This window comes from Streptomyces sp. P17, assembly GCF_032436805.1.
In the GTDB taxonomy this organism is placed as follows: Bacteria; Actinomycetota; Actinomycetes; order Streptomycetales; family Streptomycetaceae; genus Streptomyces.
In genome coordinates this window covers 56,116-79,493 of the sequence record NZ_JAVRBF010000004.1, presented here as the reverse complement: position 1 = coordinate 79,493, position 23,378 = coordinate 56,116, and the positions used below count along the sequence as shown (strand labels likewise).

Annotated in this window: 22 protein-coding genes; 10 read left to right on the top strand and 12 right to left on the bottom strand. The window is 71.1% G+C overall.

What is annotated here, in order from left to right; genetic code table 11:
* Window positions 1–105 precede the first annotated feature (105 nt).
* Together RMT89_RS03565 and RMT89_RS03560 are read left to right on the top strand one after the other, a co-directional pair.
* Complete coding sequence (locus tag RMT89_RS03565; protein ID WP_315882426.1) at window positions 106–801, top strand: response regulator transcription factor; 696 nt, start codon at window positions 106–108, stop codon at window positions 799–801.
* Window positions 794–1,906: a HAMP domain-containing sensor histidine kinase gene (locus RMT89_RS03560; RefSeq protein ID WP_315882425.1), complete on the top strand. Its 1,113-nt coding sequence runs from the start codon at window positions 794–796 to the stop codon at window positions 1,904–1,906. The genes RMT89_RS03565 and RMT89_RS03560 overlap by 8 nt, the downstream gene beginning before the upstream one ends.
* A 72-nt stretch (window positions 1,907–1,978) precedes the next feature.
* Here RMT89_RS03560 and RMT89_RS03555 read toward each other — a convergent pair whose 3' ends face one another.
* From RMT89_RS03555 to RMT89_RS03545, 3 genes are read right to left on the bottom strand one after another with little or no spacing between them, the layout of a single operon-like run.
* Window positions 1,979–2,977: an NAD-dependent epimerase/dehydratase family protein gene (locus RMT89_RS03555; protein ID WP_315882424.1), complete on the bottom strand. Its 999-nt coding sequence runs from the start codon at window positions 2,975–2,977 to the stop codon at window positions 1,979–1,981.
* 53 nt (window positions 2,978–3,030) lie between these two features.
* Window positions 3,031–4,470: a HAMP domain-containing sensor histidine kinase gene (locus RMT89_RS03550; protein WP_315882423.1), complete on the bottom strand. Its 1,440-nt coding sequence runs from the start codon at window positions 4,468–4,470 to the stop codon at window positions 3,031–3,033.
* Window positions 4,467–5,156 (bottom strand): response regulator transcription factor, encoded by a 690-nt coding sequence (locus tag RMT89_RS03545; protein ID WP_315882422.1) that lies wholly within the window; start codon window positions 5,154–5,156, stop codon window positions 4,467–4,469. The genes RMT89_RS03550 and RMT89_RS03545 overlap by 4 nt, the downstream gene beginning before the upstream one ends.
* 157 nt (window positions 5,157–5,313) lie before the next feature.
* Between RMT89_RS03545 and RMT89_RS03540 the strand changes: the two genes are divergently transcribed.
* Genes RMT89_RS03540 through RMT89_RS03530 form a run of 3 tightly spaced genes read left to right on the top strand, consistent with a single transcriptional unit; the run spans window position 5,314 to window position 8,111 of the window.
* The gene (locus RMT89_RS03540; protein ID WP_315882421.1) at window positions 5,314–6,654 is read left to right on the top strand and encodes a ferredoxin reductase family protein; all 1,341 of its coding nucleotides are present in this window, start codon (window positions 5,314–5,316) and stop codon (window positions 6,652–6,654) included.
* A 10-nt stretch (window positions 6,655–6,664) separates the two neighbouring features.
* Entirely contained in the window at window positions 6,665–7,375 is a 711-nt protein-coding gene (locus RMT89_RS03535; protein ID WP_315882420.1) for an FMN-binding protein, read from the top strand.
* Between the two features lies 1 nt (window position 7,376).
* On the top strand, window positions 7,377–8,111 hold the full coding sequence (locus RMT89_RS03530) for an FAD:protein FMN transferase (protein ID WP_315882419.1): 735 nt from the start codon (window positions 7,377–7,379) through the stop codon (window positions 8,109–8,111).
* A gap of 156 nt (window positions 8,112–8,267) precedes the next feature.
* Here RMT89_RS03530 and RMT89_RS03525 read toward each other — a convergent pair whose 3' ends face one another.
* Window positions 8,268–9,068 carry a methyltransferase domain-containing protein gene (locus tag RMT89_RS03525; RefSeq protein WP_315882418.1) on the bottom strand — a complete coding sequence of 267 codons (801 nt, stop codon included), beginning with the start codon at window positions 9,066–9,068 and terminating at the stop codon, window positions 8,268–8,270.
* A 593-nt stretch (window positions 9,069–9,661) separates the two neighbouring features.
* Here RMT89_RS03525 and RMT89_RS03520 point away from each other — a divergent pair.
* Genes RMT89_RS03520 through RMT89_RS03510 form a run of 3 tightly spaced genes read left to right on the top strand, consistent with a single transcriptional unit; the run spans window position 9,662 to window position 12,143 of the window.
* Window positions 9,662–10,798 carry an ABC transporter ATP-binding protein gene (locus RMT89_RS03520; RefSeq protein ID WP_315882417.1) on the top strand — a complete coding sequence of 379 codons (1,137 nt, stop codon included), beginning with the start codon at window positions 9,662–9,664 and terminating at the stop codon, window positions 10,796–10,798.
* Window positions 10,795–11,472, top strand: a complete 678-nt coding sequence (locus tag RMT89_RS03515; protein ID WP_315882416.1) for an ABC transporter permease subunit — start codon at window positions 10,795–10,797, stop codon at window positions 11,470–11,472. The genes RMT89_RS03520 and RMT89_RS03515 overlap by 4 nt, the downstream gene beginning before the upstream one ends.
* Entirely contained in the window at window positions 11,469–12,143 is a 675-nt protein-coding gene (locus RMT89_RS03510) for an ABC transporter permease (protein WP_315882415.1), read from the top strand. The genes RMT89_RS03515 and RMT89_RS03510 overlap by 4 nt, the downstream gene beginning before the upstream one ends.
* Here RMT89_RS03510 and RMT89_RS03505 read toward each other — a convergent pair whose 3' ends face one another.
* The 4 genes from RMT89_RS03505 to RMT89_RS03490 are packed head-to-tail and all read right to left on the bottom strand — an operon-like array spanning window position 12,144 to window position 16,013.
* Complete coding sequence (locus tag RMT89_RS03505; RefSeq protein ID WP_399497519.1) at window positions 12,144–12,722, bottom strand: GTP-binding protein; 579 nt, start codon at window positions 12,720–12,722, stop codon at window positions 12,144–12,146.
* On the bottom strand, window positions 12,709–13,125 hold the full coding sequence (locus tag RMT89_RS03500) for a DUF742 domain-containing protein (protein ID WP_315882413.1): 417 nt from the start codon (window positions 13,123–13,125) through the stop codon (window positions 12,709–12,711). The genes RMT89_RS03505 and RMT89_RS03500 overlap by 14 nt, the downstream gene beginning before the upstream one ends.
* A gap of 18 nt (window positions 13,126–13,143) precedes the next feature.
* Entirely contained in the window at window positions 13,144–13,605 is a 462-nt protein-coding gene (locus RMT89_RS03495; protein WP_315882412.1) for a roadblock/LC7 domain-containing protein, read from the bottom strand.
* Entirely contained in the window at window positions 13,602–16,013 is a 2,412-nt protein-coding gene (locus tag RMT89_RS03490; protein WP_315882411.1) for an ATP-binding protein, read from the bottom strand. The genes RMT89_RS03495 and RMT89_RS03490 overlap by 4 nt, the downstream gene beginning before the upstream one ends.
* A 204-nt stretch (window positions 16,014–16,217) precedes the next feature.
* Here RMT89_RS03490 and RMT89_RS03485 point away from each other — a divergent pair, with 204 nt between their 5' ends.
* Window positions 16,218–17,153, top strand: a complete 936-nt coding sequence (locus RMT89_RS03485; protein ID WP_315882410.1) for an ABC transporter substrate-binding protein — start codon at window positions 16,218–16,220, stop codon at window positions 17,151–17,153.
* A 10-nt stretch (window positions 17,154–17,163) separates the two neighbouring features.
* Here RMT89_RS03485 and RMT89_RS03480 read toward each other — a convergent pair whose 3' ends face one another.
* Together RMT89_RS03480 and RMT89_RS03475 are read right to left on the bottom strand one after the other, a co-directional pair.
* Window positions 17,164–18,552 carry a glycoside hydrolase family 43 protein gene (locus RMT89_RS03480; RefSeq protein ID WP_315882409.1) on the bottom strand — a complete coding sequence of 463 codons (1,389 nt, stop codon included), beginning with the start codon at window positions 18,550–18,552 and terminating at the stop codon, window positions 17,164–17,166.
* 201 nt (window positions 18,553–18,753) lie between these two features.
* Window positions 18,754–19,611: a lytic polysaccharide monooxygenase gene (locus tag RMT89_RS03475; protein ID WP_315882408.1), complete on the bottom strand. Its 858-nt coding sequence runs from the start codon at window positions 19,609–19,611 to the stop codon at window positions 18,754–18,756.
* 359 nt (window positions 19,612–19,970) lie between these two features.
* On the opposite strand from RMT89_RS03475, the gene RMT89_RS03470 reads away from it, so the two are divergent.
* The gene (locus RMT89_RS03470; RefSeq protein ID WP_315882407.1) at window positions 19,971–21,770 is read left to right on the top strand and encodes a S8 family serine peptidase; all 1,800 of its coding nucleotides are present in this window, start codon (window positions 19,971–19,973) and stop codon (window positions 21,768–21,770) included.
* A 64-nt stretch (window positions 21,771–21,834) separates the two neighbouring features.
* Here the strand turns inward: RMT89_RS03470 and RMT89_RS03465 are convergent, their stop codons facing one another.
* A complete protein-coding gene (locus RMT89_RS03465) occupies window positions 21,835–22,695 on the bottom strand; it encodes an NAD(P)H-binding protein (protein ID WP_315882406.1) in 861 nt (286 codons plus the stop codon).
* On the bottom strand, window positions 22,692–23,360 hold the full coding sequence (locus RMT89_RS03460; RefSeq protein ID WP_315882405.1) for a ScbR family autoregulator-binding transcription factor: 669 nt from the start codon (window positions 23,358–23,360) through the stop codon (window positions 22,692–22,694). Before RMT89_RS03460 ends, RMT89_RS03465 begins: the two co-directional genes overlap by 4 nt.
* Window positions 23,361–23,378: the final 18 nt, after the last annotated feature.

The window sequence follows — 23,378 nt, the reverse complement described above, 5'->3', positions numbered from 1 at the left end:
ACCCTACGAGCGTAAAACGGGCGTATCGGGCAGCGGCTCCTTACGAAACAAGGACGTCAGCAGGGGACCGGCGCACATGCGCGCGCGTGGTGCGAGGCTGGCGGCATGGAACAGCACCAGCCCCGGGTCCTCGTCGTCGACGACGACCCGACCGTCGCCGAGGTCGTCTCCGGCTACCTCGACCGCGCCGGATACGTCGTCGACCACGCCGGCGACGGCCCGGACGCCCTTGCCCGGGCCGCCGAGCACTGGCCGGACCTCGTCGTCCTGGACCTGATGCTGCCCGGCATGGACGGCCTGGAGGTGTGCCGGCGGATGCGGGGGCAGGGCCCCGTGCCGGTCATCATGCTCACCGCGCGCGGTGACGAGGACGACCGCATCCTCGGCCTGGAGGTCGGCGCCGACGACTACGTCACCAAGCCCTTCAGCCCCCGCGAACTCGTCCTGCGCGTCGAGTCGGTACTGCGCCGCGTCCGCCCCGCGCAGCCCGCGGGACTGCTGCGCGCCGCGGGCCTCTCGGTCGACCCCGCGGCCCGCCGCGCGGCCAAGCAGGGCACCGAACTCGCCCTCACCCTCCGCGAGTTCGACCTGCTCACCTTCTTCCTTCGGCACCCGGGGCGGGTGTTCAGCCGCGAGGACCTGATGCGCGAGGTGTGGGGCTGGGACTTCGGCGATCTGTCGACCGTCACCGTCCATGTGCGCCGGCTGCGCGGCAAGGTCGAGGACGATCCGGCCCGCCCCCGGCTGATCCAGACCGTGTGGGGCGTCGGCTACCGGTTCGAGGAGGCCGACCGTGCGTGACACCCTTCTCATCGCCCTGTTCGCCTTCCTCGGCGCCGCCGCCGCCGGGGTGCTCGGCGCGGGCGTCCTGCGGCTGATCCGGCGCCGCTCGCTCGCCGTGCACCTCACGGTGGTCGCCGCGGTCGCCGTCACCGCGATGCTGGCGGGCACCCTCGCGGTCGCGCAGGCGATGTTCCTGTCCGAGCACGACCTGAAGGTCGTCACGCTGGTCGTCGCCATGGCCGCCGTGGTCTCGCTGGCCACCGCCCTGCTGCTGGGCCGGTGGGTCGTCGCCCGCAGCCGTGCCCTCGCCCTTGCCGCGCGTTCCTTCGGCGACGGTGGGGCCTTCACCTCGCCCGACGGTCCCGCGACCGCCGAACTTGCCGCCCTCAGCCGTGAGTTGGAGACCACCAGTGCCCGGCTCGCCGAGTCCCGCGAGCGTGAGCGGGCCCTGGAGTCCTCCCGCCGGGAACTCGTCGCCTGGATCTCCCACGATCTGCGTACCCCGCTGGCCGGGCTGCGCGCGATGTCCGAGGCGCTGGAGGACGGGGTCGCCGCCGATCCCGACCGGTATCTGAAGCAGATCCGTACCGAGGTCGAGCGGCTCAACGCCATGGTCGGTGACCTCTTCGAGCTCTCCCGCATCCACGCGGGGGCGCTGGCGCTGAGCCCCAGCCGGATCTCGCTCTACGACCTCGTCGGTGATGCCCTCGCGGGAGCGGACCCTCTTGCGCGCGAGCATGGCGTACGGCTTGTCGGGGATCGTGTGGAGCCGGTGCCGGTCGAGGTGGACGGGAAGGAGATGAGCCGCGTTCTTGGCAATCTGCTCGTCAATGCCATTCGGCGTACGCCTTCGGACGGGACGGTTGCTGTGGCCGCCGAACGCTCCGCCGATGGGGTGGTGTTGTCGGTCACCGATGGCTGCGGGGGCATTCCCGAGGAGGATCTGCCGCGGGTGTTCGACACCGGGTGGCGGGGGAGCGATGCGCGTACGCCCCCGGCGGGGGCGGGGCTCGGTCTGGCGATCGTGCGGGGGATTGTGGAGGCGCATCAGGGGCGGGCCGCGGTTCGCAATGTGCCTGGGGGGTGTCGGTTCGAGGTGACACTGCCGGTGGGTGAGGCGTGACGGGCGGGGTTTTCGCCCCCGCCGCCCCTACCCGTCCCATCCCCGGGGGCTCCGCCCCCAGACCCCCGCTCCTCAAACGCCGGAGGGGCTGGATCTCAACTCCCGCATCCCCTCCTCGAACCCCACCTCCGCCGTCCAGCCCAACTCCGCCCGCAACCTGGACGAGTCGGCCGTGATGTGCCGGACGTCGCCCAGGCGGTACTCCCCGGTCACCACCGGGTCGGGGCCGCCGTGGGCCGCCGCCAGCGCGTGGGCCATTTCGCCGACCGTGTGCGGGTCGCCGCTGCCCGTGTTGTAGGCGACGAGCGTGCCCGGGGGTGAAGTCGCTTCCAGGGCCGCCAAGTTGGCTGCCGCAACATCCCGTACGTGCACGAAGTCCCGTCGCTGGCGGCCGTCCTCGAAGACGCGGGGGGACTCGCCGCGGGCGAGGGCGGAGCGGAAGAAGGAGGCGACTCCGGCGTAGGGGGTGTTGCTGGGCATGCCCGGCCCGTACACGTTGTGGTAGCGCAGCGAGATCGCCTGAGCGTCCGTCACCCGGGCCCAGGCCGCCGCCAGATGCTCCTGGGCGAGCTTGGTCGTGGCGTACACGTTCCTGGGGTCCACCGGTGCGTCCTCCGCGACAAGACCCGGTGACAGTTCGTCCCCGCACCCCGGGCAGCGCGGCTCGAAGCGGCCGGCGTCCAGGTCGGCCACGGCACGCGGTCCCGGGCGGACGGCACCGTGCCGGGCGCAGGTGTAGCGGCCCTCGCCGTAGACCACCATCGACCCGGCGAGCACCAGCCGCCGTACGCCCGCCTCCGCCATGGCGGTGAGCAGGACGGCGGTGCCGAGGTCGTTGCGGGAGACGTACTCCGGCGCGTCCGAGAAACCGGTGCCGAGGCCGACCATCGCCGCCTGGTGGCACACCGCGTCCACGCCGGACAGGGCGCGAGCGACGGCGGTGGGATCCCGTACGTCGTACGCCGGGTCAGTGCGGATGTCGTAGACGACGGGTTCGTGCCCGTGCTCCTCCAGGGCCGTCACGATGTGGGACCCGATGAACCCGGCACCGCCGGTGACCAGTACGCGCATGCGCCCACGCTAGGGCCGGGAACAGCAAGGACAGTCGGGCCGCGCCCGTCACGTCATGGCTTCGTAAGACTCAGCGAGACCGTGAAGACCGTCGACCCCGGCTCGCCGGACAGCTCGATCGTGCCGCCGTGGGCGCGGATCAGGGAACTGGCCACGGCGAGGCCCAAGCCGCTGCCGCCGCGGTCGCGGCTGCGGGCCTTGTCGACCCGGTAGAAGCGGTCGAAGACGCGTTCACGGTCGCCCGGCGGGATGCCGGGGCCCGCGTCGGCGACCCGGATCCGGGCCATGCCGCCCGAGACCGACAGCGCCACGGAGACCTCCGTGCCGGGCGGGGTGTGCATCGCCGCGTTGGTGAGGAGGTTGTCCAGGACCTGGCGGACGCGCTGCGGGTCCACATACGCGGGCAGTGCCGAAGGGCCGGGCGTCAGCGTCAGCGGATGGTCCGCGTGGCTCGCGCGGAAGGCGTCCGCGGCCTCCTGGACCAGCTCCACCAGATCGGTCTCCCGCGGGCGCAGCGGGGTCTCGGCCTCCGCCGCGTCGAGGCGGGCGAGCAGCAGCAGGTCGTCCAGCAGGAAGCCCATCCGGGCCGCCTCGGCGCGCAGCCGGGCCAGGTGCTTGTCGCGCTCCTCGGGGGCGTTGGCGGCCGCGTACTGGAAGAGGTCCGCGTAGCCGCGTACCGACATCAACGGCGTCCGCAGCTCGTGCGAGGCGTCCGCGACGAAGCGGCGCAGCCGCTGCTCGGCCTCCGCGCGCACCGCGAGGGACTCGTCGATGTGCTCCAGCATGGTGTTGAACGCGGTCCGCAGCTCCTCCACCTCGGGCCCGCCGCTGCGCCCGTCGTGCCGCACCGGCAGCCGGGCCGAGTCCGTCAGATCGTGCGAGGTGATGCCCCGGGCGGTGTGCGCCATGTCGCTCAGCGGCTTCAGACCGCGCCGCAGCAGCGACCGACCGGCCACCACCAGGGCCAGCAGTGCGAGCCCGAAGGTGACCGCCTGGATGGTGACCAGCTGACCCACCGTGTCGTCGATGTCGTCCATCGGCGCGGCGCTGACCAGCACCACCCCGGGCTCCACCTCGCAGGCGCGCAGCCGGTACTCGCCCACGCCCTTGAGGTGCTCGGTGCGCAGGACCTCCGTGGACGCGGCGGTCTGCGCCCGGGCCAGGGCGGTGAAGTCCTCGACGTCCTCCGGCAGGTCGGCGGGGTCCTCGGGCCTGCGCAGCACGGGCGTGCCGTCCGTCACGTCGTACACCGCGTAGAACCAGCTGTAGTACTTCTTGCCCGAGAGCGTGCCGTAGTTCGCGATGCTCTTGGACTGGGCGATCTGGCCCTGCGCGAGCTGGGTGTCGAGCTGGGCCGACAGATAGTCGCGCATGTACGTCGTCAGCGCGGTGCCGACGACGGCGAACACCACCAGGGACAGCACGCCCAGCCCCAGCGCCAGCCGGGTACCGAGCCGCAGTCTGCCGTACGCCCGCCGCAGTCTCCCGATCACTCGGCGGCCTGCCGGACGACGTACCCGAAGCCCCGCACGGTGTGGATCATCGGCGGGCCGGAGTCGTCGAGCTTGCGGCGCAGCCGGCTGACGACCAGCTCCACGACATTGGAGCGGCCGCCGAAGCCGTACTCCCACACATGGTCCAGGATCTGCGCCTTGGTCTGCACGGTCGGCGACTTGCGCATCAGATAGCGCAGTACCTCGTACTCGGTCGGGGTGAGCGTAAGCAGTTTCTCGGCGCGGCGCACCTCGCGGGTGTCCTCGTCCATCGTCAGATCGCCGACCCGCAGCACCGAGCGCTGGAAGCCGGGTCCTGTGCTGCGCCGCAGCACGGTCCGCAGCCTCGCCATCAGCTCCTCCACCGCGAACGGCTTGACCAGGTAGTCGTCGCCGCCCCGGGTCAGCCCCGCCACCCGGTCGGCGACGCCGTCGCGGGCGGTGAGGAACACCACCGGCACCATCGTCCCGGAGCGGCGCAGCCGATCCAGCACGCCGAAGCCGTCCACGTCCGGCAGCATCAGATCGAGCACGACGATGTCCGGACGGAACTCGGCGGCGCGGCGCAGCGCCTCCTCGCCGGAGTTCGCGGTGACCGCTTCCCAGCCCTCGTACCGGGCGACCGTCGCGACGAGGTCGGCGATCGGCGGGTCGTCGTCCACGACGAGCAGTCGTACTTTTTCCACCCGCTCATACTGCGTCACCCGGCCCCCCGCACCACAGCCCTGTCGTCCGCCGCCGTCACATCGATAACCACTTGAAAGATGTGCGACAGGTGATCGACAGCTTCTGCCGGACAAGCTCGTACCCCCGGCCCCGTACCCCCATGAGGAGCTGCCGCCCGTGACGACCGTCCAATCGCCCCCCGCGCCGCCCACGGCGATACGCCCGAGGGTGGTGGCCCGCACCGGCCTGTACGCCGGGCTGGCCGCGAACGCGGCCGTGGTGACCTACTTCTTCGTCGACGCGGGCTTCGGCGCCTCCAACGCCCTGCTCGTCCTCGGCCGGCTCTTCGGCCTCTACGGCGCCCTGCTGATGGCGTTCCAGCTGCTGCTGGTGGCCCGGCTGCCCTGGCTGGACCGCCGGATCGGCATGGACCGGCTGACCTCCTGGCACCGCTGGACCGGCTTCGGCATCCTGTGGACGCTGCTCGCGCACGCCGTCTTCATCACCTTCGGCTACGCCGACTCCTCCGGCCTGGACCCGGTCAGCCGGCTGGTCGACCTCGCCGAGACCGTCGAGGGCGTACTGCGCGCCGTCGCCGCGTTCGTGATCATCCTCGTGGTCGGCGCGGTCTCCGGACGCTTCGCCCGCCGCCGGCTCGCGTACGAGACCTGGCACTTCATCCACCTGTACACCTACCTCGCCGTGGTGCTGGCCTTCACCCACCAGGTCGCGGTCGGTACGACGTTCACGTCGTCGTCGGCCGCCACGACGTACTGGTACGCCCTGTGGACCGTCGCCCTCGGCGCGGTGTTCGTGGGCCGCCTGGTCCTGCCGCTGTGGCGGAACTGGCGCCACCGGCTGCGCGTCTCGGCGGTCGTCCCCGAGTCCGACAACGTGGTCTCCGTCTACATCACCGGCCGCGACCTGGACCGGCTGCCCGCCCGCGCCGGCCAGTTCTTCCTGTGGCGGTTCCTGACGAAGGACCGCTGGTGGCAGGCGAACCCCTTCTCCCTGTCGGCCGCCCCCGACGGCCGCACGCTCCGGCTCACCGCCAAGGCGGCCGGCGACGGCAGCGCGGGCCTGCGCCACCTCAAGGCCGGTACCCGCGTCTTCGCCGAGGGCCCCTACGGCGCCTTCACCGCCCTGCACCGCACCCGCCCCGAGGCCGTGCTGATCGCCGGCGGCGTCGGCGTCACGCCGATCCGGGCGTTGCTGGAGGAGCTGCACGGGCACGCCGTGGTCGTCTACCGGGTCGCCACCGACCGGGACGCGGTGCTCTACGACGAACTGCGCGAGCTGGCCCTCGCCAAGGGCGCCGAGCTGCACCTGGTGACCGGCCCCGTCCACCCCGACAAGCTGGCCCCCGCCGAGCTGACCCGGATGGTCCCGGACATCGCCGACCGGGACGTCTTCCTGTGCGGACCGCCCCCGATGATGAGCGCGGTCCTGGGCAGCCTGCGCGAGCTGGGCGTGCCCAAGCCGCAGATCCACTTCGAGCGTTTCAGCCTGGCGGGATGAGAGGGACACCGTGAAGCGAGCCATACCCGTCCTGGTCCTGACCGCCGTCGGTCTGGTCCCCCTGTGGCGCTACGCACCGTCGACGGACACGACGTCCACGGAGGCGGTCGCGCCGGCGCCCTCCGCGTCCTCCGCGTCCTCCTCTACTTCCTCGTCGGGCAGCTCCGCCCTGGTGATCGAGGGCTCGGTGGTGAACACCGAGAAGGGTGCCGTGCAGGTGGAGGTGACCTTCGACGGCGACAGGATCGCCTCCGTACGGATGCTCCAGCAGCCGGTCCATCCGCAGACGACGGCCGCGGTGCCGAAGCTGATCGAGGCGACGCTGGAGGCGCAGAGCGCGGACATCGACACGGTGTCGGGGGCGACGATCACGAGCGAGGGGTACAAGGAGTCCCTCCAGGCCGCCCTGGACGAGCAGGACGCCTCCGCGTCGGCGTCGTCCTCACCCACGGAAGCGGCCTCCGAGGTCGTCGCCGGTTCCACCGTGAACACCGAGAAGGGTGCCGTGCAGGTGGAGGTGACGTTCGAGGGCGACACCATCGCCTCCGTACGGATGCTTCGGCAGCCCGGCCACCCCCAGACCACCGCTGCCGTCCCGAAGCTGATCGAGGCGACCCTCGAAGCACAGAGCGCGGACATCGACACCGTGTCCGGCGCCACGATCACCAGCGACGGCTACAAGGAGTCCCTCCAGGCCGCCCTCGACGCGAAGGGCGCCTGAGGTGCGGCGCGTCGAGCAGGTGATGGGGTTCCCGGTCTCGCTCCGGGTGGACGACGAGCAGGTTCCCGGCACGGCCATGGACGCCGTGTTCGCCTGGCTGCGCGAGGTCGACGAACGGTTCAGCCCGTTCAAGCCCGGCAGTGAGGTGTCCCGGCTCGACCGGGGCGAGATCGGCCTCGGCGAGGTCAGCGCCGACCTCGCCGAGATCCTCGGCCTGTGCGAGGAGTACCGGGTCGCCACCGGCGGCGCCTTCGACGTACGGCTGCCCGGGCGGGGCCTCGATCCCTGCGCGGTGGTCAAGGGCTGGTCGGTGCAGCGGGCCGCGGAGCTGCTGAAGGCGGCCGGGGTGGAGCGGTTCTGTCTGAACGCCGGAGGTGACGTGGTCGCCGCGGGCGGGCCCTGGAGGGTGGGGGTACGGCATCCGGAACAGGCCGACAGGCTCTGCACGGTGCTGGAGATCACCGAGGGGGCGGTCGCGACCTCCGCGCTCTACGAGCGGGGCGCGCACATCCTCGACGGCCGCACCGGGCGTCCGGCGACCGGGCTGCTCAGCGTCACGGTCGTCGCGGACTCGCTGACGGAGGCGGACGGCACGGCCACGGCGGCGTTCGCGATGGGCGCGGAGGGCATCGCGTGGGCGTCCTCCCGACCGGGGTGCGAGGTGTTCGCGGTGGACGCGGAGCGGCGGGTGCTGCGGACGGAGGGACTGCCGGTGGCGGTGGCCGCTACGGCTTGACGCCGGTCACCTCTTACGCCGGTCACCTCTTACGCCGGTCACCTCTCTTCGCCGTTCACCTCTCTTCGCCGTTCACCTCTCTCCGCCGTTCACCTCTCTCCGCCGTTCACCTCTCTTCGCCGTTCACCTCTCTTCGCCGTTCACCGACCGGGTCCGTCACGGCTTGATCCCGCTCACCGACCAGGCCCGGGCCGACAGCTCGATGGAGCCGTCCGGGTCCCGGGGGAGCGTCTCGGCGAGCGTGTCCCGCAGCCGTTCCCGGTCGTCGGGCGGCAGGCCGGCGACGTAGCCCGGCGCCGGGCCCTGGCCCGCGAGGAACGGGGACCACAGATCGGCGAGGTCGGAGAAGACGGTCCGGATGACGATCGGGGTGACCCACACGTCCTCCAGACCGGCCCGCGTCCACAGCGCGTGCAGCGGGTCCGGCCGGCACATCGGGAACCGGCGCCCCTCGTCCAGCCCGGCCGCCGCCGGATCCATCGCCGTGGCCGCGTCCCAGAACCGGCGCAGCAGCTCCATGCCCTCGGCGTAGTCCCAGACGTACGCGGTGACCTGGCCGCCGGGGCGGACCGCCCGGGCCATCTCGGCGACGCCCTCCGCGGGCTCGGCAAGGAAGTTCAGCATGAGCCCGCTGACGGCGGCGTCACAGGCGCCGTCCCGCACAGGCAGCGCCCGCGCGTCCGCCACGACGAACCGCACCGGACCGTACGCCGTGTCCCGGGCCGTCGCCACCAGCTCCGCGGACCGGTCGCAGCCCAGCACCAGCGCAGGCCGGCACCGGGCGGAGAGCACCGCCGACAGCGCCCCGGTCCCGCATCCGACGTCCAGCCAGCGCTGCCCGTCCCGGTGGCCGGCCAGGGCGGTGAAACGCTCGGCGACCTTCCGGCTCCACCGGCCCATGAACCGCTCGTAGGCGGCTCCGGCCCGCCACACGTCGAACCGCTGCTGTTCGCTCATGACTCCACCTTGAGGGACGCGGACGGCTTCGGCCGACATCCGGGGCGCCCGCCGGAAAACGGGTCGTTCGCGCGCTGCCCACCATGGTGAACTGCGGCCATGAGTCTGACCGTGGAGATCCTCCTGGTCCGGGGAGACGGGGACGTCGAGGTGCAGCACACACCCGAGGGCGTCCTGGACCTGGCAGGTCCCGAGAGCTGGCGCACCCTCGTCCGGGGCTCGCGGGCGATCCGTTCCCTCGGCGCGCTTCTTCCCGGCGCTGGTCCAGGGCGACCTCGTCGCGCCCGACGAGATCCCGGCGTTCCTGGCCGAATGTGCCCTGGTCCGGGAGAACCTGGCGGAGCTCGCCACGCTCACCTGCCGACCGGACCGGACGGCCGGGCAGCACGCCGACCACATCGGGTCGCGGCCGGGAATCATCGAGGAGACCGCGGTGCGAGCGCGCGGCATGGGAGGCGGAGTTCAGATCTGGTGACCTGCACACACCTGCCAAGGGCCCGCAACAATGGCGGTCTAGACTCTCCCCGCAACGGCCTGCTCAACCCCGGCCGGAAGCGGGCGACTTCAGCCAGACCCGAAGGGTATTCGGCGTTTTGATACGGATAGATTCAGTCACCAAGCGGTACCCGGACGGCACGGTGGCGGTCGACCGGCTGTCGCTGGAGATACCCGACCGCTCGATCACCGTCCTCGTCGGACCCTCGGGCTGCGGCAAGACGACGACCCTGCGGATGATCAACCGGATGGTCGAGCCCAGCGAGGGCACCATCCTCCTCGACGGCAAGGACATCCAGCAGCAGCCGGTCAACACCCTGCGCCGGTCGATGGGTTACGTCATCCAGAACGCCGGTCTCTTCCAGCACCGCACGATCCTGGACAACATCGCCACCGTGCCCCGCATGCTCGGCTGGGGCAAGGAGAAGTCCCGGGCCCGGGCGCGGGAGCTGATGGAGCGGGTGGGCCTCGACGGCGCCCTCGCCAAACGGTATCCGTACCAGCTCTCCGGCGGACAGCAGCAGCGCGTCGGCGTGGCCCGGGCGCTCGCCGCCGATCCGCCGGTGCTGCTCATGGACGAGCCGTTCTCCGCCGTCGACCCGGTCGTCCGCAAGGGGCTCCAGGACGAACTCCTCAGGATCCAGGAGGAGCTGGGCAAGACCATCGTCTTCGTCACGCACGACATCGACGAGGCCGTCAAGCTCGGCACGATGGTCGCCGTCATGCGTACCGGCGGTCACCTCGCCCAGTTCGCCCCGCCCGCGGAACTGCTGACGAACCCCGCCGACGCCTTCGTGGAGGACTTCCTCGGCACGGACCGGGGCATCCGGCGGCTGTCCTTCTTCCCCGCCGCGGGCCTGGAGTTGCTCACCGCGCCGATCGTCGCGATCGACGCCACGGCCGAGCAGATCGCCGCCCGCGACAGGGCGGAGGCCCCCTATCTCCTCGTCACGGACCTGGACGGCAGACCGCTCGGCTGGACCGAGTCGGACGGGGAGATCGACGCGGATCGACTGCTGCCCCATGGGCGGCCGTTCGTCGCCGGTACGGACTCGCTGCGGGCCGCGCTCGACTGCGCGGTGCTCTCGCCGACCGGCTGGGCGGTCGCCGTGGACGCCGAGGGCCGGGCGTCCGGGGTGGTCTCGCAAGCGACCATCGGCGAGGCGATCCGGGGCGCCCACGCCCAGAGCGCGAAGAGCGCTCGGAGCGCCGGGACGGAGAAGGTCGCGCCATGAGCGAGCTGTTCGACATGCCGAGCGACCTCCAGAACAGCTACCTCGGCCTGGTCACCCTCCACTTGCGCGAGGCGCTGCTCCCGGTGCTCGCCGGACTGCTGCTGTCGCTGCCGATCGCCCAACTCTGCGTGCGGCTGCGCTGGTTGTACCCGCCGGTGCTGTGGGTGACGACCGTCCTGTACGCGATCCCGTCGCTGGCCTTCTTCGTGATCCTCATCGACTACACGGGCCTGTCCGAACTCACCGTGATGATCCCGCTCGGCGTCTACAGCCTGGTGGTGCTCGTCCCGGCGATCGTCGACGGCGTCCGATCGGTCCCGCAGGAGACACTCGCCGCCGCGACCGCCATGGGCTTCGGCCCCGTACGCCGCTATCTCCAGGTCCAGTTGCCGATCGCCGCGCCCGCGATCATCGCCGGCCTGCGGGTCGCCTCGGTGTCGAGCATCTCCCTGGTCAGCGTGGGCATGCTGATCGGCAATCAGGGCGCCCTCGGCAACCTCCTCAACAGCGGCATGATCTACAACCAGCCCCGCCTGATCTGGCTCTCGGTCGTGGGCACCGCCGTCCTCGCCATCCTGGTGGACGCCGCACTGATCGCCGTACGGATCCTGCTCACGCCGTGGATGCCGCGCGGCACGCGTCGCCCGCTGGTGACGAAGGAGGCCGTCCGGTGAACATCCTCAACTACATCGACGCCTTCTTCAGCGACACCGCCCACTGGAAGGGCTACGACGGCATCCCCACCCGCCTCGCCGAACACCTCGGCTACACCCTGATGGCCCTCGGTATCGCCGCCGCCATCGGCCTCCCGGTCGGCCTGCTCACCGGCCACACCGGCCGCGGCGGCAACACGCTCGCGCTCATTGCCACGGCGGGCCGCGCACTGCCCAGCTTCGGCCTGATGGTCCTGATGTTCGTCCTGCTGGGCCTGGGCATGGCCCCCGTCATGATCCCGCTGGTGGTCCTCGCGATCCCCCCGATCCTGGTCACGACGTACGAGGCGATGCGCTCGGTCGACCCCGCCCCGGTGGACGCGGCGCGGGGGATGGGCATGGCGGAGCCAGGGGTGCTGTTCCGGGTGGAACTTCCCGTGGCACTGCCCTTGATACTGAGCGGCCTGCGCTCGGCCGCCATCCAGATCGTCTCGACGGCGACGATCGCGGCCTACGTCAGCTTCGGCGGCCTGGGCCGCTACATCGTGGACGGCCTGTACCAGCGGGACTACGAGAAAGTCGTGGGCGGAGCGACGCTGGTGGCGGCGATGGCGCTGGCGACACTGGGGTTGTTCTGGGCGGTGGCAAGACTCACGGTGTCTCGTGGAGTGCGCAGGGCGAACGTCGGCTAGTCAGGCTTCGGTGCGGGCCAGGGCCTGCTCCAGGACGACCAGCAGCGCGTCACGTACCGAGCCGCGCTCCCGGGCGTCGAACACGACGACCGGCACCCCTGCGCTCACGTCGAGCGCCCAGCGCACGTCGTCCAGCTCGTGCTCCACCTTCCCGTCGAACGCGTTCACCGCCACCGCGAACGGGATCTGCCGGTGCTCGAAGTAGTCGACGGCCGCATAACAGTCGTCGAGCCGTCGCGTATCCACGATGACCAGGCCACCCACCGCCCCCTCCACGATGTCGTCCCACATGAACCCGAACCGCTCCTGGCCGGGCGTACCGAACAGATAGAGCTTCAACGTCGGGTCGATGGTGATGCACCCGAAGTCCATGGCGACGGTGGTGGTGGTCTTGCGCGGAGTAAGGGTGAGATCGTCGACTCCGGCCGCGACTTCGGTGATCGCGGCCTCGGTGGTCAGCGGCTCGATCTCGGAGATGGAGCCGACGGCGGTCGTCTTGCCCACGCCGAATCCCCCCGCGATCACCATCTTGACCGGCAGCGGCGGTCGTACGGCGGCGGCCGGTTCAGTCGGTGTCACGGAGTACCCCCCGGGAGTCGGGGATGGCGCGCAGGCCATCGATCACTCTTCGCAGTACGGATGAATCGTGGACGGCCTCGGAGTTCGGCACATGCACCGTCAGCCGCCCCTCGGCCCGCAGGTCCTCGGCGAGGACGCGGACCACGTTCAGATGCAGCCGCAGCCGTGCCGCGATCTCCGCGATGGACTGCGGCTGCCGGCACACGGCGACGATGTCGTGCTGTTCGAACGAGAGCAGGGAGAGCGCGTCGAGCCCCGAGGCGGTGGCCACCACCTGGGTCTCGACGGGCATCGTCCGGCCGGAAGCGCTCGGCGCCACCCGGCCGGCGGTGACCAGGAACGGCCTTACGGCGGGGGCGGGGCCGACCGGGTCGTCGCCCGGGGGTGGGGTGCCGTCCGCCATGAGGTCCGTACCGCCCGGTCAGCGCGCCGAGGTGGCGCCGACGCTGTTCTTCAGCTCCAGCACGAGCTGGGGGCTGAGCGCGGCACCGGCGCGGTTGGCGAACAGCGTCATCTCGTAGGCGATGTTGCCCAGTTTGGCCTCCTTGTCGGTGACCACGCCGAGCACGGCGCCGCTGCCGATCGCGGAGACCAGGACATGGCCGCCCTCCAGATCGATGATGACCTTGTTGAGTCCGCCCAGGCCGTAGTTGCCGGAGGCTCCGGCGGCCAGGCTGGTGATGCCGGAGACGATCGCGGCGAGCCGCTCGGAGTCGGCGTGCTCACGCAGCTCGGACACCGCGATCAGCAGTCCGTCGGAGGAGACGGCGATGGCGTCGACGACACCCGCGGTCTCCGTGGCGAAGCGATTCAGCAGCCAGGTGAAGTCGGCTGCGGCGGCCTGGAGTTCGGCCGGCGTGGTGCCTCCTGTGGACGTGCTCACTGCTCCGCTCCTTCCGGGAGGTGGTTCGGGTCCCGCTGTTCGGGGATCGGGTGGGCTTCGGTGGTGTCGCTGTCGCAGTCGCTGTCGCTGTCGCGGTGCGCCCGCTCCACGGCCGCCTCGAACTCCTCCAGCGCGGACCGTACGGCGTCCGCGTCGGTGGGGCGGGGAGTCTGGGGCAGGATCTGGTGGGCGCCGGTGTCCTCGGAGGTGCGCAGGGTGGCACCGCGGACGCGGCGGCGCAGCGGGCGGGGGCCGTCGGCATGGGCCCTGGTGGAGGTCTCGGGCCGGTCGGCACGAGCGTGATCGGCGGGGGCGGCGCCCTCACGCCGGGGGAGCCGGCGGGGGAGGGGGCCCGAGTCGTCCTGTGCGGCGGCCGCGGGGAGCGGCCCGGATGCCGTCGCCGCGGGCACCTCGGCCGGTGCCGGCACCGGCTCCGCGGGCGCCGGAAGCAGCAGCGACGTCGGCACGCTCACCTCCGCCGTGACACCCCCGCCCGGCGTCCGGGTCAGCGTCACGCCGATCTCCCAGCGGCGCGCCAGCGTGCCGACCACGAACAGGCCCAGCACCTTCGTCGGCACCAGGTCGAGTCGCTCACGGCGGACCAGCCGGGCGTTCTCCTCGGCGAGCCGCTCGGCGCTCATGCCGAGGCCGTGGTCGGCGATCACGATCGACGCGGTGTCGTCCTCGGCGCTCGCCACCGTCACCTCGACGGGGCTGCCCGCGGGCGAGAACGACACGGCGTTCTCCAGGAGTTCGGCCACCATCAGCGTCAGGTCGCCGATGACGTCCGGCTCCACCGCGGCTTCGGAGCGCGCGGTCAGCCGTACCCGCTGGAAGCCCTCGATCTGCCCGAGCGCGGCACGGACCACGGTGGTGAGGGGAAGCGGGCCGGAGCCGAGGCCCGCCTCGCGGATCCCGGCGAGCAGCATCAGGCTGTCGGCGTTACGGCGCAGCCGGACCGCGATGTGGTCGATGCTGTACAGCCGCTCCAGCAGCTCCGGGTCGGTCTCCCCGCGCTCGACCGCGTCGATCAGGGCGAGCTGGCGGGTGGTGAGGTTGCTGACGCGGCGGCCGACGTTGCCGAACATCTCGGCGACGTTGCGGCGGCTGAGCACCTGGCGTTCCAGCAGCGCGGCCGCGGTGGTCTGGACGCGGTTGAACGCGTCGGCGAGGTCACCGATCTCGTCGCGTGCGGTGACCGGCACCCCGCGCAGCCGGGGCGGGCCGTCGTCCTCGGCGTCGTCGTCGGCGACCCGGGCCAGCTCGCGGTCCGCGACCTCGGCGACCTCCCGGGCGGCGCCGGTGAGGGCCTGCACGGGCCGCACCACCGAGCGGCGGACCGCGACGGAGAGGGCGAGCCACAGGGCGAAGCCGGACAGGGCGAGCGCGAGCAGCAGTCCCGCGCGCCAGGCGGCGTCGCCGGAGGCCTCGTCGGCGCGGTCGGCGATCTGGTCGATGAGGGAGGCGGTGATACCGAGCCGGATCTCGGCCTGCTCACGGTAGGCGGGGTAGGAGTCGAGCGCCGCCCGGAAGGCCTGCCGGATCTCGGCGGGGGAGTCGGCCTGGAGCGAGCTGGGGTCGATCTGCAGCTCCGCGTACTGGCGGCCGATGGTGGCCTGCGGGGAACTGTGCTCGATGCCGCGCAGCTCCTCGGCCTGCTCGGCGGTGGCGAACCGGGCGAAGCGGTCGGCCTGGTAGGTGTACACCTCGTAGGAGCCGACCGCGCCGATGAACTCGATGAGCGCGTTGGAGTCGCCGGTCGCCGCGGAGAACACCCCGGTCTCGAAGGCGCTGTGGGCGGCGTCGGCGCGCAGCAGCGAGTCGAGGAGGTTGCCGGTGAAGGTGGCCGCGAGGGAGGAGTTGCGGTCCAGGCCGAGGCCGTCGATGACGCCCTTGGCCGCACCCGCGTACGCCGGGTCGATGTTGTCGGCGGGCAGATAGCCCTGCTCGATGGTGTCGCGGAGGCCGCCGAGCGCGCTGATCTCCCTGAGGGCCCGCGCCTCGGTGTCCGGGAGCCGGTCGCCGAAGGTCTCGCGGACCTTGACGACCTGGGCGTCCACGGCGGCCTGCGCCTTGTCGTAGGCGTCCGTGGAGGGCCGGGCGTCACCGTCGGCAGCGGCCTCGTGCCGTACGGAGAGCAGGATCGCCTGTTGGTGCTCGGCCTCCACCCGGTCCACGAGGGTGGCCACCTCGGCGCTGTCCCGGACCAGACGGGCCGCGTCGGAGGCCGAGGAGGACTGGTCCAGCTGACCGGTGATGAGGTAGGTGAGCAGGACGGCCACGACGGCGAGCGGCACGCCGACCAGGAGGTTGAGCTTGCGCCGGAAGGGCCAGCGGTCGGTGAGCCGCCGTATGCCGAGAGGGGAGTCGTGTGTCGCGGTGGACGCGTCCACCTCTTTCGTGGACACCTTTCCTCCTCAGCGCCCGGCGTCAACTGCCGTGGAGACTATCGCCTCTTGAGTCGTTCGTCTTCACATGCGATCACAACCGACTACGCATTGAGGCCAATCGGTGACCCGGATTCCCTTGACTGATCAAGAACCCGCTGGATTGGATCAGTTCAGAAACTGAAGAACCACCGTCCTCCAATCTCTGAGTCCGGAACGGGAATCGTGACTTCTACCGCCTCACGCAGCAGGTCCATCGTCGCGCTGGCCGCCACCGCGGCCCTGCTCGCGGGATGTGGCTCCTCCGACGACGAGAACGACAATCCCCTTGCGGGAGACAAGGCGAGCGGCGACACCGTCGTCGTCGGCTCCAACAACTTCGCCGAGTCCATCCTGCTCGCCGACATCTACGGCGAGGCCCTGAAGGCCAAGGGCATCAAGGTCACCTACAAGCCCAACATCGGCAGCCGCGAGACGACGTACGGCCTGCTCAAGAACGGCTCTATCACCGTGCTGCCGGAATACAACGGCTCGCTGCTGGCGTACCTGGACCCGAAGGCCGTGCAGAAGTCCGCCGACGAGGTGAACGCGGCGGTGAAGACCAAGCTGGACAAGAAGCTGACGCTGCTGGAGTCCTCGCCCGCCGAGGACAAGGACTCCGTCAGCATCAACGCGGCGACCGCCAAGAAGTACAACCTCACCGGCGAGTCCACCCTCGCGGACCTCAAGGACATCGCTCCTGAGCTGGTCATCGGCGGTTCGCCCGAGTTCCAGACCCGGCAGCAGGGCCTGGTGGGCCTGAAGGACGTCTACGGCCTGGAGTTCAAGTCCTTCAAGGCGCTCGACGCCGGCGGCCCGCTGACCCAGGCGGCGCTGACGAAGAACACCGTGCAGGCCGCGGACATCTTCACCACGGACCCGACGATCACCAAGGAGAAGTTCGTCGTTCTCCAGGACCCGGAGAACCTCTTCGGCTTCGCCAACGTGACCCCGCTGGTCTACAAGTCGGGCCTGCCGCAGGAGGGCGTCGACGCCCTCAACGCGGTCTCCGCCAAGCTCGACACCAAGACCCTGCTGGACCTGGACTCCCAGGTCCAGCTGGAGAACAAGGACCCGCTGGACGTGGCCAAGGCCTGGCTGAAGTCGGCGGGCCTGAGCTGACGAGGAGACATCAGTACCCGACCTGGAACGTCGCGTCCTGCCGCTCCGTAGCCGTGGAGACCGGATCGATCCGCAGCGCGTAGTTGTAGTGACGTATGTACCGGGTCGGGTTGTTGTACGACCGGAACGACGACCAGGACGCGTCGGCCAGCCCCGCCGTACGGTGGAAGGTCGCGTCCCCGGCGAACGCCGACGTGCCGTCGTTCACGTCCAGTTGCAGCGCGTAGTTGTAATGCCGCAGATAGCGCGTCGGGTAGTTGACCGACTGGAACGACACCCCGGACGAGTCCGCGAGCCCCGGCACCAGCTTCCACTGGGAGTCGGGGAACGGATCGAAGGGGTACGCGTCGATCCGTCCGGCGAAGCCGCTGTGCCGGACGTAGCGGGCCGGGAAGTTGTAGGACTTGAGCCGGTTCCAGGCGGGCGCGCCCCACTTCGTGAGCAGATTGGTGTACTCGGTCGAGGTGATCGGGTGGATGCCGCAGTGCTTGGAATTGAGGGGCTGGGTGTACAGCTTCTGGTCGACCGCGGTCCAGGTCCCGGAGGCGAGGTCGCTCGACTGCCAGGCGTAGAAGACGCCGTTGGGCGTGTAGGTGTCTCCCCACAGATACCAGGTGTTGGACGTCAGTGACTTCACCACCGTGGGCGCCTCGGTGCCGCCGTGCGCGACCGGGGTGCTGAACGGCGTGAAGCTGCCCGGGTCCAGGGAGGTCGACCGTGCCCCGACCAGCGCCTGATCCCTCTTGTAGTAGAGGTAGTTGACGCCGTTCACGCCGATGGTGAGGTTGCCGTCGATGATGTCGTAGCCGGGGTCGAAGAAGACCTGGGGGCTGGTCGTCGTCCGGAAGTCGGTGGTGTAGCTCACCATGATCACGTTGTGGCCGCTGCTGTTCACCGACGAGTAGAGAATGCCGTACTGCCCCCGCCCGGCGTCCCAGTAGGCCTCCGGGGCCCAGCTGTGCGTGGTGGTCATGTCGTGCAGCTTCAGCAGCCGGTAGCCGGTGAAGGTGCGCAGGTCCACCGAGTCCCAGACATGGATGTAGACGCTGGTACGGCTCCAGTCGGTGCCGCTCAGGTCCGTCGCGATCACCACGAACGTGCCGTCCTGCTTGCGCAGTACGAACGGGTCGCGCAGCCCGCCGGCACCGAGGGTCGGGGTGACCACGGGGGCGTTCTGGTTGAGCGGTGTCCAGCGCAGGCCGTCGGTGCTGACGGCGAGGTGCAGGCCGTAGTCGGCCTCCAGCATGGTGGTGGACTCGGTGAAGTAGGCCATGACATACGCCGAGTCCGCGGCGTGCGCGGTTCCGGCACCGAGCGTCAGCGCGCCGGTCGCGGCGAGCGGGGCGGTGGCGGCCAGGCGGAGGAGGGTTCTGCGGGAGGGGTGCGGGTTCGAGGTCATCTGGACTCCGTGGGCGGGGGCGGCCAATGCGGGTCAATGGACGAGATTTCGAACGGGGTTCGGCAGAGCGGGCGAGAGCGGGGAAGCCCGGTTCAGGCGAGCTCCCCCGCCTCCCGCGTACTCGGCAGCAGCGTCGAGGAAGTTACTCGGGGTTACAGCTGAGGGTCAAGGCGCTTGTGAGAAAAGGGAGTTGAATGTGCGTCAGCTGTGAGGGCGCCGAAGCCGACGAACCAGGGCGGCGCCTCCAGCGAGTACCAGCACCGCGGCGGCGCCGCCCGCGAGCAGCGGGGTCGAGGGGCCCGGGTCGGAGCCGGCCGTCGAGGCCGCCGGAGTCGCATCCGTCGGTGGCGGTGTGGGCGAGGCCGGCGAGGTTGCCCGAGAGGCCGGTGAAGGCGACGTCGGCTTCGCGGTCTCCTTCGCCGCTTCCTTCGCCGGGAACACCACGTCCGAGCAGGAGTAGTACGTATCCGGCGTACTGCTGTTCTGCCACACCGTGTACAGCACATGCCGCCCCGTCCGGTCCGCCGGCAGGGTCGCCCGGATCCGGTACGCGCCGTCCGTCAGCGCCGGGTCCCGTACCTCGGCGAACGGCCGCTCCGGCAGGTCGGACCAGGTGAGGGGCCGGGTCGGGTCGTAGCCCTGCTCGGTGAGATACAGGCGGAACGAGCCGGTGTGCGGGATCGTCGAGACGTACCGCATGGTCAGGGTGGCGCCCGGGGTCAGACGGGTCGACGGCCAGTCGGAGCGGGGGAGGTCGAGGCCCCGGTAGTCGGGCAGTCCGCCGCTGCACAACTGTCCGTCGGGGATGGTCTGCCGGTCCCGGCCGTTCACATTCGCGATCCGCAGGTTGTCCCAGGCCGTGAACGGTGCGCCGTTCGCGGCGACCGCCGCCCGGCATGCCGCCGAGCGAGCGGCGCTCTTGCCCTCGGCGGAGCAGGCCGTCACCCGGCTGACCGGATCCGTGGCCGCGCCGTGCGCGGCGGCCGGGGTCGCGGACCACAGGGCGAGCAGCACAGGGGCCGCCGCCGCGGCGGCTCGCCGAGCGTGGGTCCGGGTCATCTGAAGGTCTCCTCGGCCGGTGCGGGACGGACTGCTTCTGTCCACTACGGGCCGCAGGCCCGGCGCGTTCAGCGGGGCACGAGCCCAGGCAAAAAGGGACACAAGCGGTCAACTGTGCGACGGCAAGGGGTGGTTTCCGGCCGGATCGAGGGTTTCCCCTGTATCCCTATGACCTTCTGTTTGCCTATCGTTCCAGCACAGCCGACCCACAGGTAACCCCGGACGGGTCGGCCCCACCGCGCCTGGCCGGCCACCGCGCACGCTTTTCGGTTTTCGGTTCACCCCCCTCCGCTTCGAGGACGAAGCGCATCGACCGCCGCTCCGCGCTGCCCGGATGACGGCCACGAAAGGCCAAGCCCTTGCGTACCTCTCCCTCCGTAAGACGGAAGCTGATATCCGTCGCCGCGGTCTCCATCGCGCTGTTCACGGCCGCTACCGCCTCGGTCGCCGTCGCCCAGGAGTCCGCCGCTCCCCAGGAAGCCCCCGCCGCCACCAGCGAGGCCGCCCCCGGCGCTCCGGCCGAACGGCTCATCGTCGGCTACAAGTCCGGCGCCGCCGAGGCGAAGTCGAACAAGGCCGCCGACGCGGACGCCGCCGCCAAGGGCAAGGAGGCCGGCGAGCAGCTGGACTTCCAGCGCCGTCTCGGCACCGGTGCCGCCCTCGTCGACCTCGGTGAGGACCTCACCAAGGCGGATGTCGCCGACGTCATCGCCGAGTACCAGGCCGACCCGCAGGTCTCCTACGTCGTACCGGACCGCCTCAACAAGCCGCTGGCCACGCCGAACGACACCGAGTACAGCAAGCAGTGGGACCTGTTCGAGAGCACCGCGGGCATGAACGTGCCGGGTGCCTGGGACCTCGCCACCGGCACCGGCGTGACCGTCGCCGTGATCGACACCGGCTATGTCGCCCACTCCGACCTCGCGGCGAACATCGTCGGCGGCTACGACTTCATCTCGGACGCCACCGTCGCCAACGACGGCGGCGGCCGTGACAGCAACCCGGCCGACCCGGGCGACTGGACCGCCGCGAACGAGTGCCAGTCCGGTGACCCGGCCTCCGACTCCTCCTGGCACGGCACCCACGTCGCCGGCACCATCGCCGCGGCGACCAACAACGGCAAGGGCGTCGCCGGTATCGCCTACGGCGCGAAGGTCTCCCCGCTGCGCGTCCTCGGCAAGTGCGGCGGCTACGACTCCGACATCATCGACGCCATCACCTGGGCGTCCGGCGGTACGGTCTCCGGTGTCCCGGCCAACACCAACGTCGCCAAGGTCATCAACATGAGCCTCGGTGGCGGCGGGGCCTGCACCACCGCGACCCAGAACGCGATCAACGCCGCCGTGAACCGCGGCACCACGGTCGTCGTCGCGGCGGGCAACAGCAACGCCAACGCGGCCAACTACTCGCCGGCCAGCTGCTCCAACGTCATCAGCGTCGCCGCCGCCGACCGCCAGGGCAACCGCTCCTACTACTCCAACTACGGCACGGTCGTGGACATCGCCGCTCCTGGCGGTGAGACCAACTCCGTCACCGCGAACGGCATCCTGTCCACCCTCAACGCCGGTGCGGCGGGTCCGGGCGCCGAGAGCTACGAGTACTACCAGGGCACCAGCATGGCCGCCCCGCACATCGCGGGCCTGGTCGCGCTGATGAAGTCGAAGAACCCCGCGCTGACCCCGGCCCAGATCGAGTCCGCGATCAAGACCAACTCGCGTGCGCTTCCCGGTACTTGCTCCGGCGGCTGTGGTGCAGGGCTCGCCGACGCGGCCAAGACGGTGCAGGCGGTGAGCGGGTCCGGCGGCTCCACGGGGGGCACCACCTTCACCAGCACCTCGGCCGTCGCGGTCCCGGACAACGCCACGATCGAGTCCCCGATCACCGTCTCGGGCCGCACCGGCAACGCCCCCTCGGCGCTCCAGGTCGGCGTGGACCTCACCCACACCTACCGCGGTGACCTGGTCATCGACCTGGTCGCGCCGGACGGTTCGACGTACCGCCTGAAGTCCGCCAGCTCCTCGGACTCCGCGGACAACGTCGTCGCCACCTACACGGTGAACGCCTCCAGCGAGGTCGCCAACGGCACCTGGAAGCTGCGGGTGCAGGACACGGCGGCGCAGGACACGGGCACGCTCAACAGCTGGAAGCTGACTTTCTGAGCGAAGCGGGTCCACAACAGCGGACGGGTCGGCCGGTGCGGATGGGGCATCGGCCGGCCCGTCGTCATGTCCGGTCCCGGAACGCCGCCAGATGATCCAGTGCCCAGGGCCGATAGCTCCCCGCGGGCCGCCCCAGCAGTTCCGCGACGGCCGGGTCCACCTGCGACTTCGCCCCGGCCCGTCCGCGCGCCGCGCTCTCGGCGAGCGCCTGCGCGATCGGCTCCGGATAGCGGCCCCGCAGCCGTCGCAGCGCCTCCGCCTCGCTCAACTCCTCGAAGCGCAACGGCCGTTCCAGCAGCTCGCCGAGGATCTTCGTCTGGTCCACGGCGCTGAGGGCCTCGGGACCGGTGAGCGCGTACTCCTGCCCGGCGTGGGCCTCGGGCTTCAGCAGCGTCAGCACGGCCACGTCGGCGATGTCCCGTGGATCGACGGTGGCGTTGACCGCCGTCCCGCCCGCCGCCCTCACGACGTCCTCCGCGCGGATGGAGATGGCCCAGCCGAGGGTGTTGGACATGAAGGCACGGGGGCGCAGCAGCGTCCACAACAAGCCCGAGTCGCCGAGGAGTTGCTCGTTCCCGCGCTGCCAGTTCGTGATCAGGTCGGTGGCGTCCGGGTCGGTGACCGCGAGCGACGACAGCTTCACGACATGCCGCACCCCGCACGCGCGGGCCGCCGCCAGGAAGTTCTCGTCATGGGCGTGGGTCAGCGGGTTCGCGGTGACCAGCAGAGCGGACGTCACACCGGTCAGTGCCCGCCGTAGGCTCGCCGGGTCGTCGAAGTCGCCGCCTGCCACCTCGATGTGGGGTCCGGCGAGGTCCGTGGCCCGGTCCGGGCGGCGGGTCAGCAGCCGCAGGGGAGTGGTGCCGCGCAGTCGGCGCGCGGCCAGACCGCCGACGGTTCCGGTCGCTCCGGTCAGCAGGATCACGGCTCGGCCCCCTGCATCAGCTCCCCGTCCTCGTCGAGAGCGGCCAGGATGCGCGCACCCCGGTCCGGGGCGGTGTCGAGCCGGCCCAGGAGCCCCGGGACCGCGATGCTCGGCAGGACATGCGCCCACAGCACCGAGATCCGGTGCCCGAGATCCTCCCGCCCGGTCAGCGCCCGGGACATCAGCTGGATACCGGCGAAGGAACCGACCAGCAGCTCCACCGTCTCCCTCGGTACGACCGTGGGCAGCAACTCACCCTGCTTCTCGGCCTCTTCCAGCAGTTCGACCACATGGTCCGCCCACTGCCGGAACGGTCCGCTGTGATCGACCCCGGGCGGCGTGGCCTGGTCCACGGTCAGTCGCACACTGCCCTGCAACAGCGGGTTGTGCAGCAGTCGCCGCCCGTAGACGAAGCTCATGTCCACGATCTCCTGGAGCTTGCACGGCTGCGGCGGCACCGTGCCGAACGGCACCTGCTCGTCCAGTACGGCCTGGGCGAGGGACTCCTTGGAAGGGAAGTGGAAATACAGGGCGCCCTTGGTGACTTCGGCCCGCTCCAGCACCATGGAGATCGTCGTCGAGGCGTAGCCGTGCTCGTCGAACACCGCGCCTGCGGCTTCCAGGATCGCTCTGCGCGTCCTGATGGCGCGCTCCTGCTTCGCCATAAGGGCCCCTCCGAGGCG

Bases quoted from the DNA above. Each gene is read 5' to 3' on its own strand.
- RMT89_RS03565 (WP_315882426.1), top strand. From the start codon at position 106: ATGGAACAGCACCAGCCCCGGGTCCTCGTCGTCGACGACGACCCGACC.
- RMT89_RS03555 (WP_315882424.1), bottom strand. From the start codon at position 2,977: ATGCGCGTACTGGTCACCGGCGGTGCCGGGTTCATCGGGTCCCACATC.
- RMT89_RS03525 (WP_315882418.1), bottom strand. From the start codon at position 9,068: ATGAGCGAACAGCAGCGGTTCGACGTGTGGCGGGCCGGAGCCGCCTAC.
- RMT89_RS03515 (WP_315882416.1), top strand. From the start codon at position 10,795: ATGAGCGAGCTGTTCGACATGCCGAGCGACCTCCAGAACAGCTACCTC.
- RMT89_RS03500 (WP_315882413.1), bottom strand. From the start codon at position 13,125: ATGGCGGACGGCACCCCACCCCCGGGCGACGACCCGGTCGGCCCCGCC.
- RMT89_RS03480 (WP_315882409.1), bottom strand. From the start codon at position 18,552: ATGACCTCGAACCCGCACCCCTCCCGCAGAACCCTCCTCCGCCTGGCC.
- RMT89_RS03475 (WP_315882408.1), bottom strand. From the start codon at position 19,611: ATGACCCGGACCCACGCTCGGCGAGCCGCCGCGGCGGCGGCCCCTGTG.
- RMT89_RS03460 (WP_315882405.1), bottom strand. From the start codon at position 23,360: ATGGCGAAGCAGGAGCGCGCCATCAGGACGCGCAGAGCGATCCTGGAA.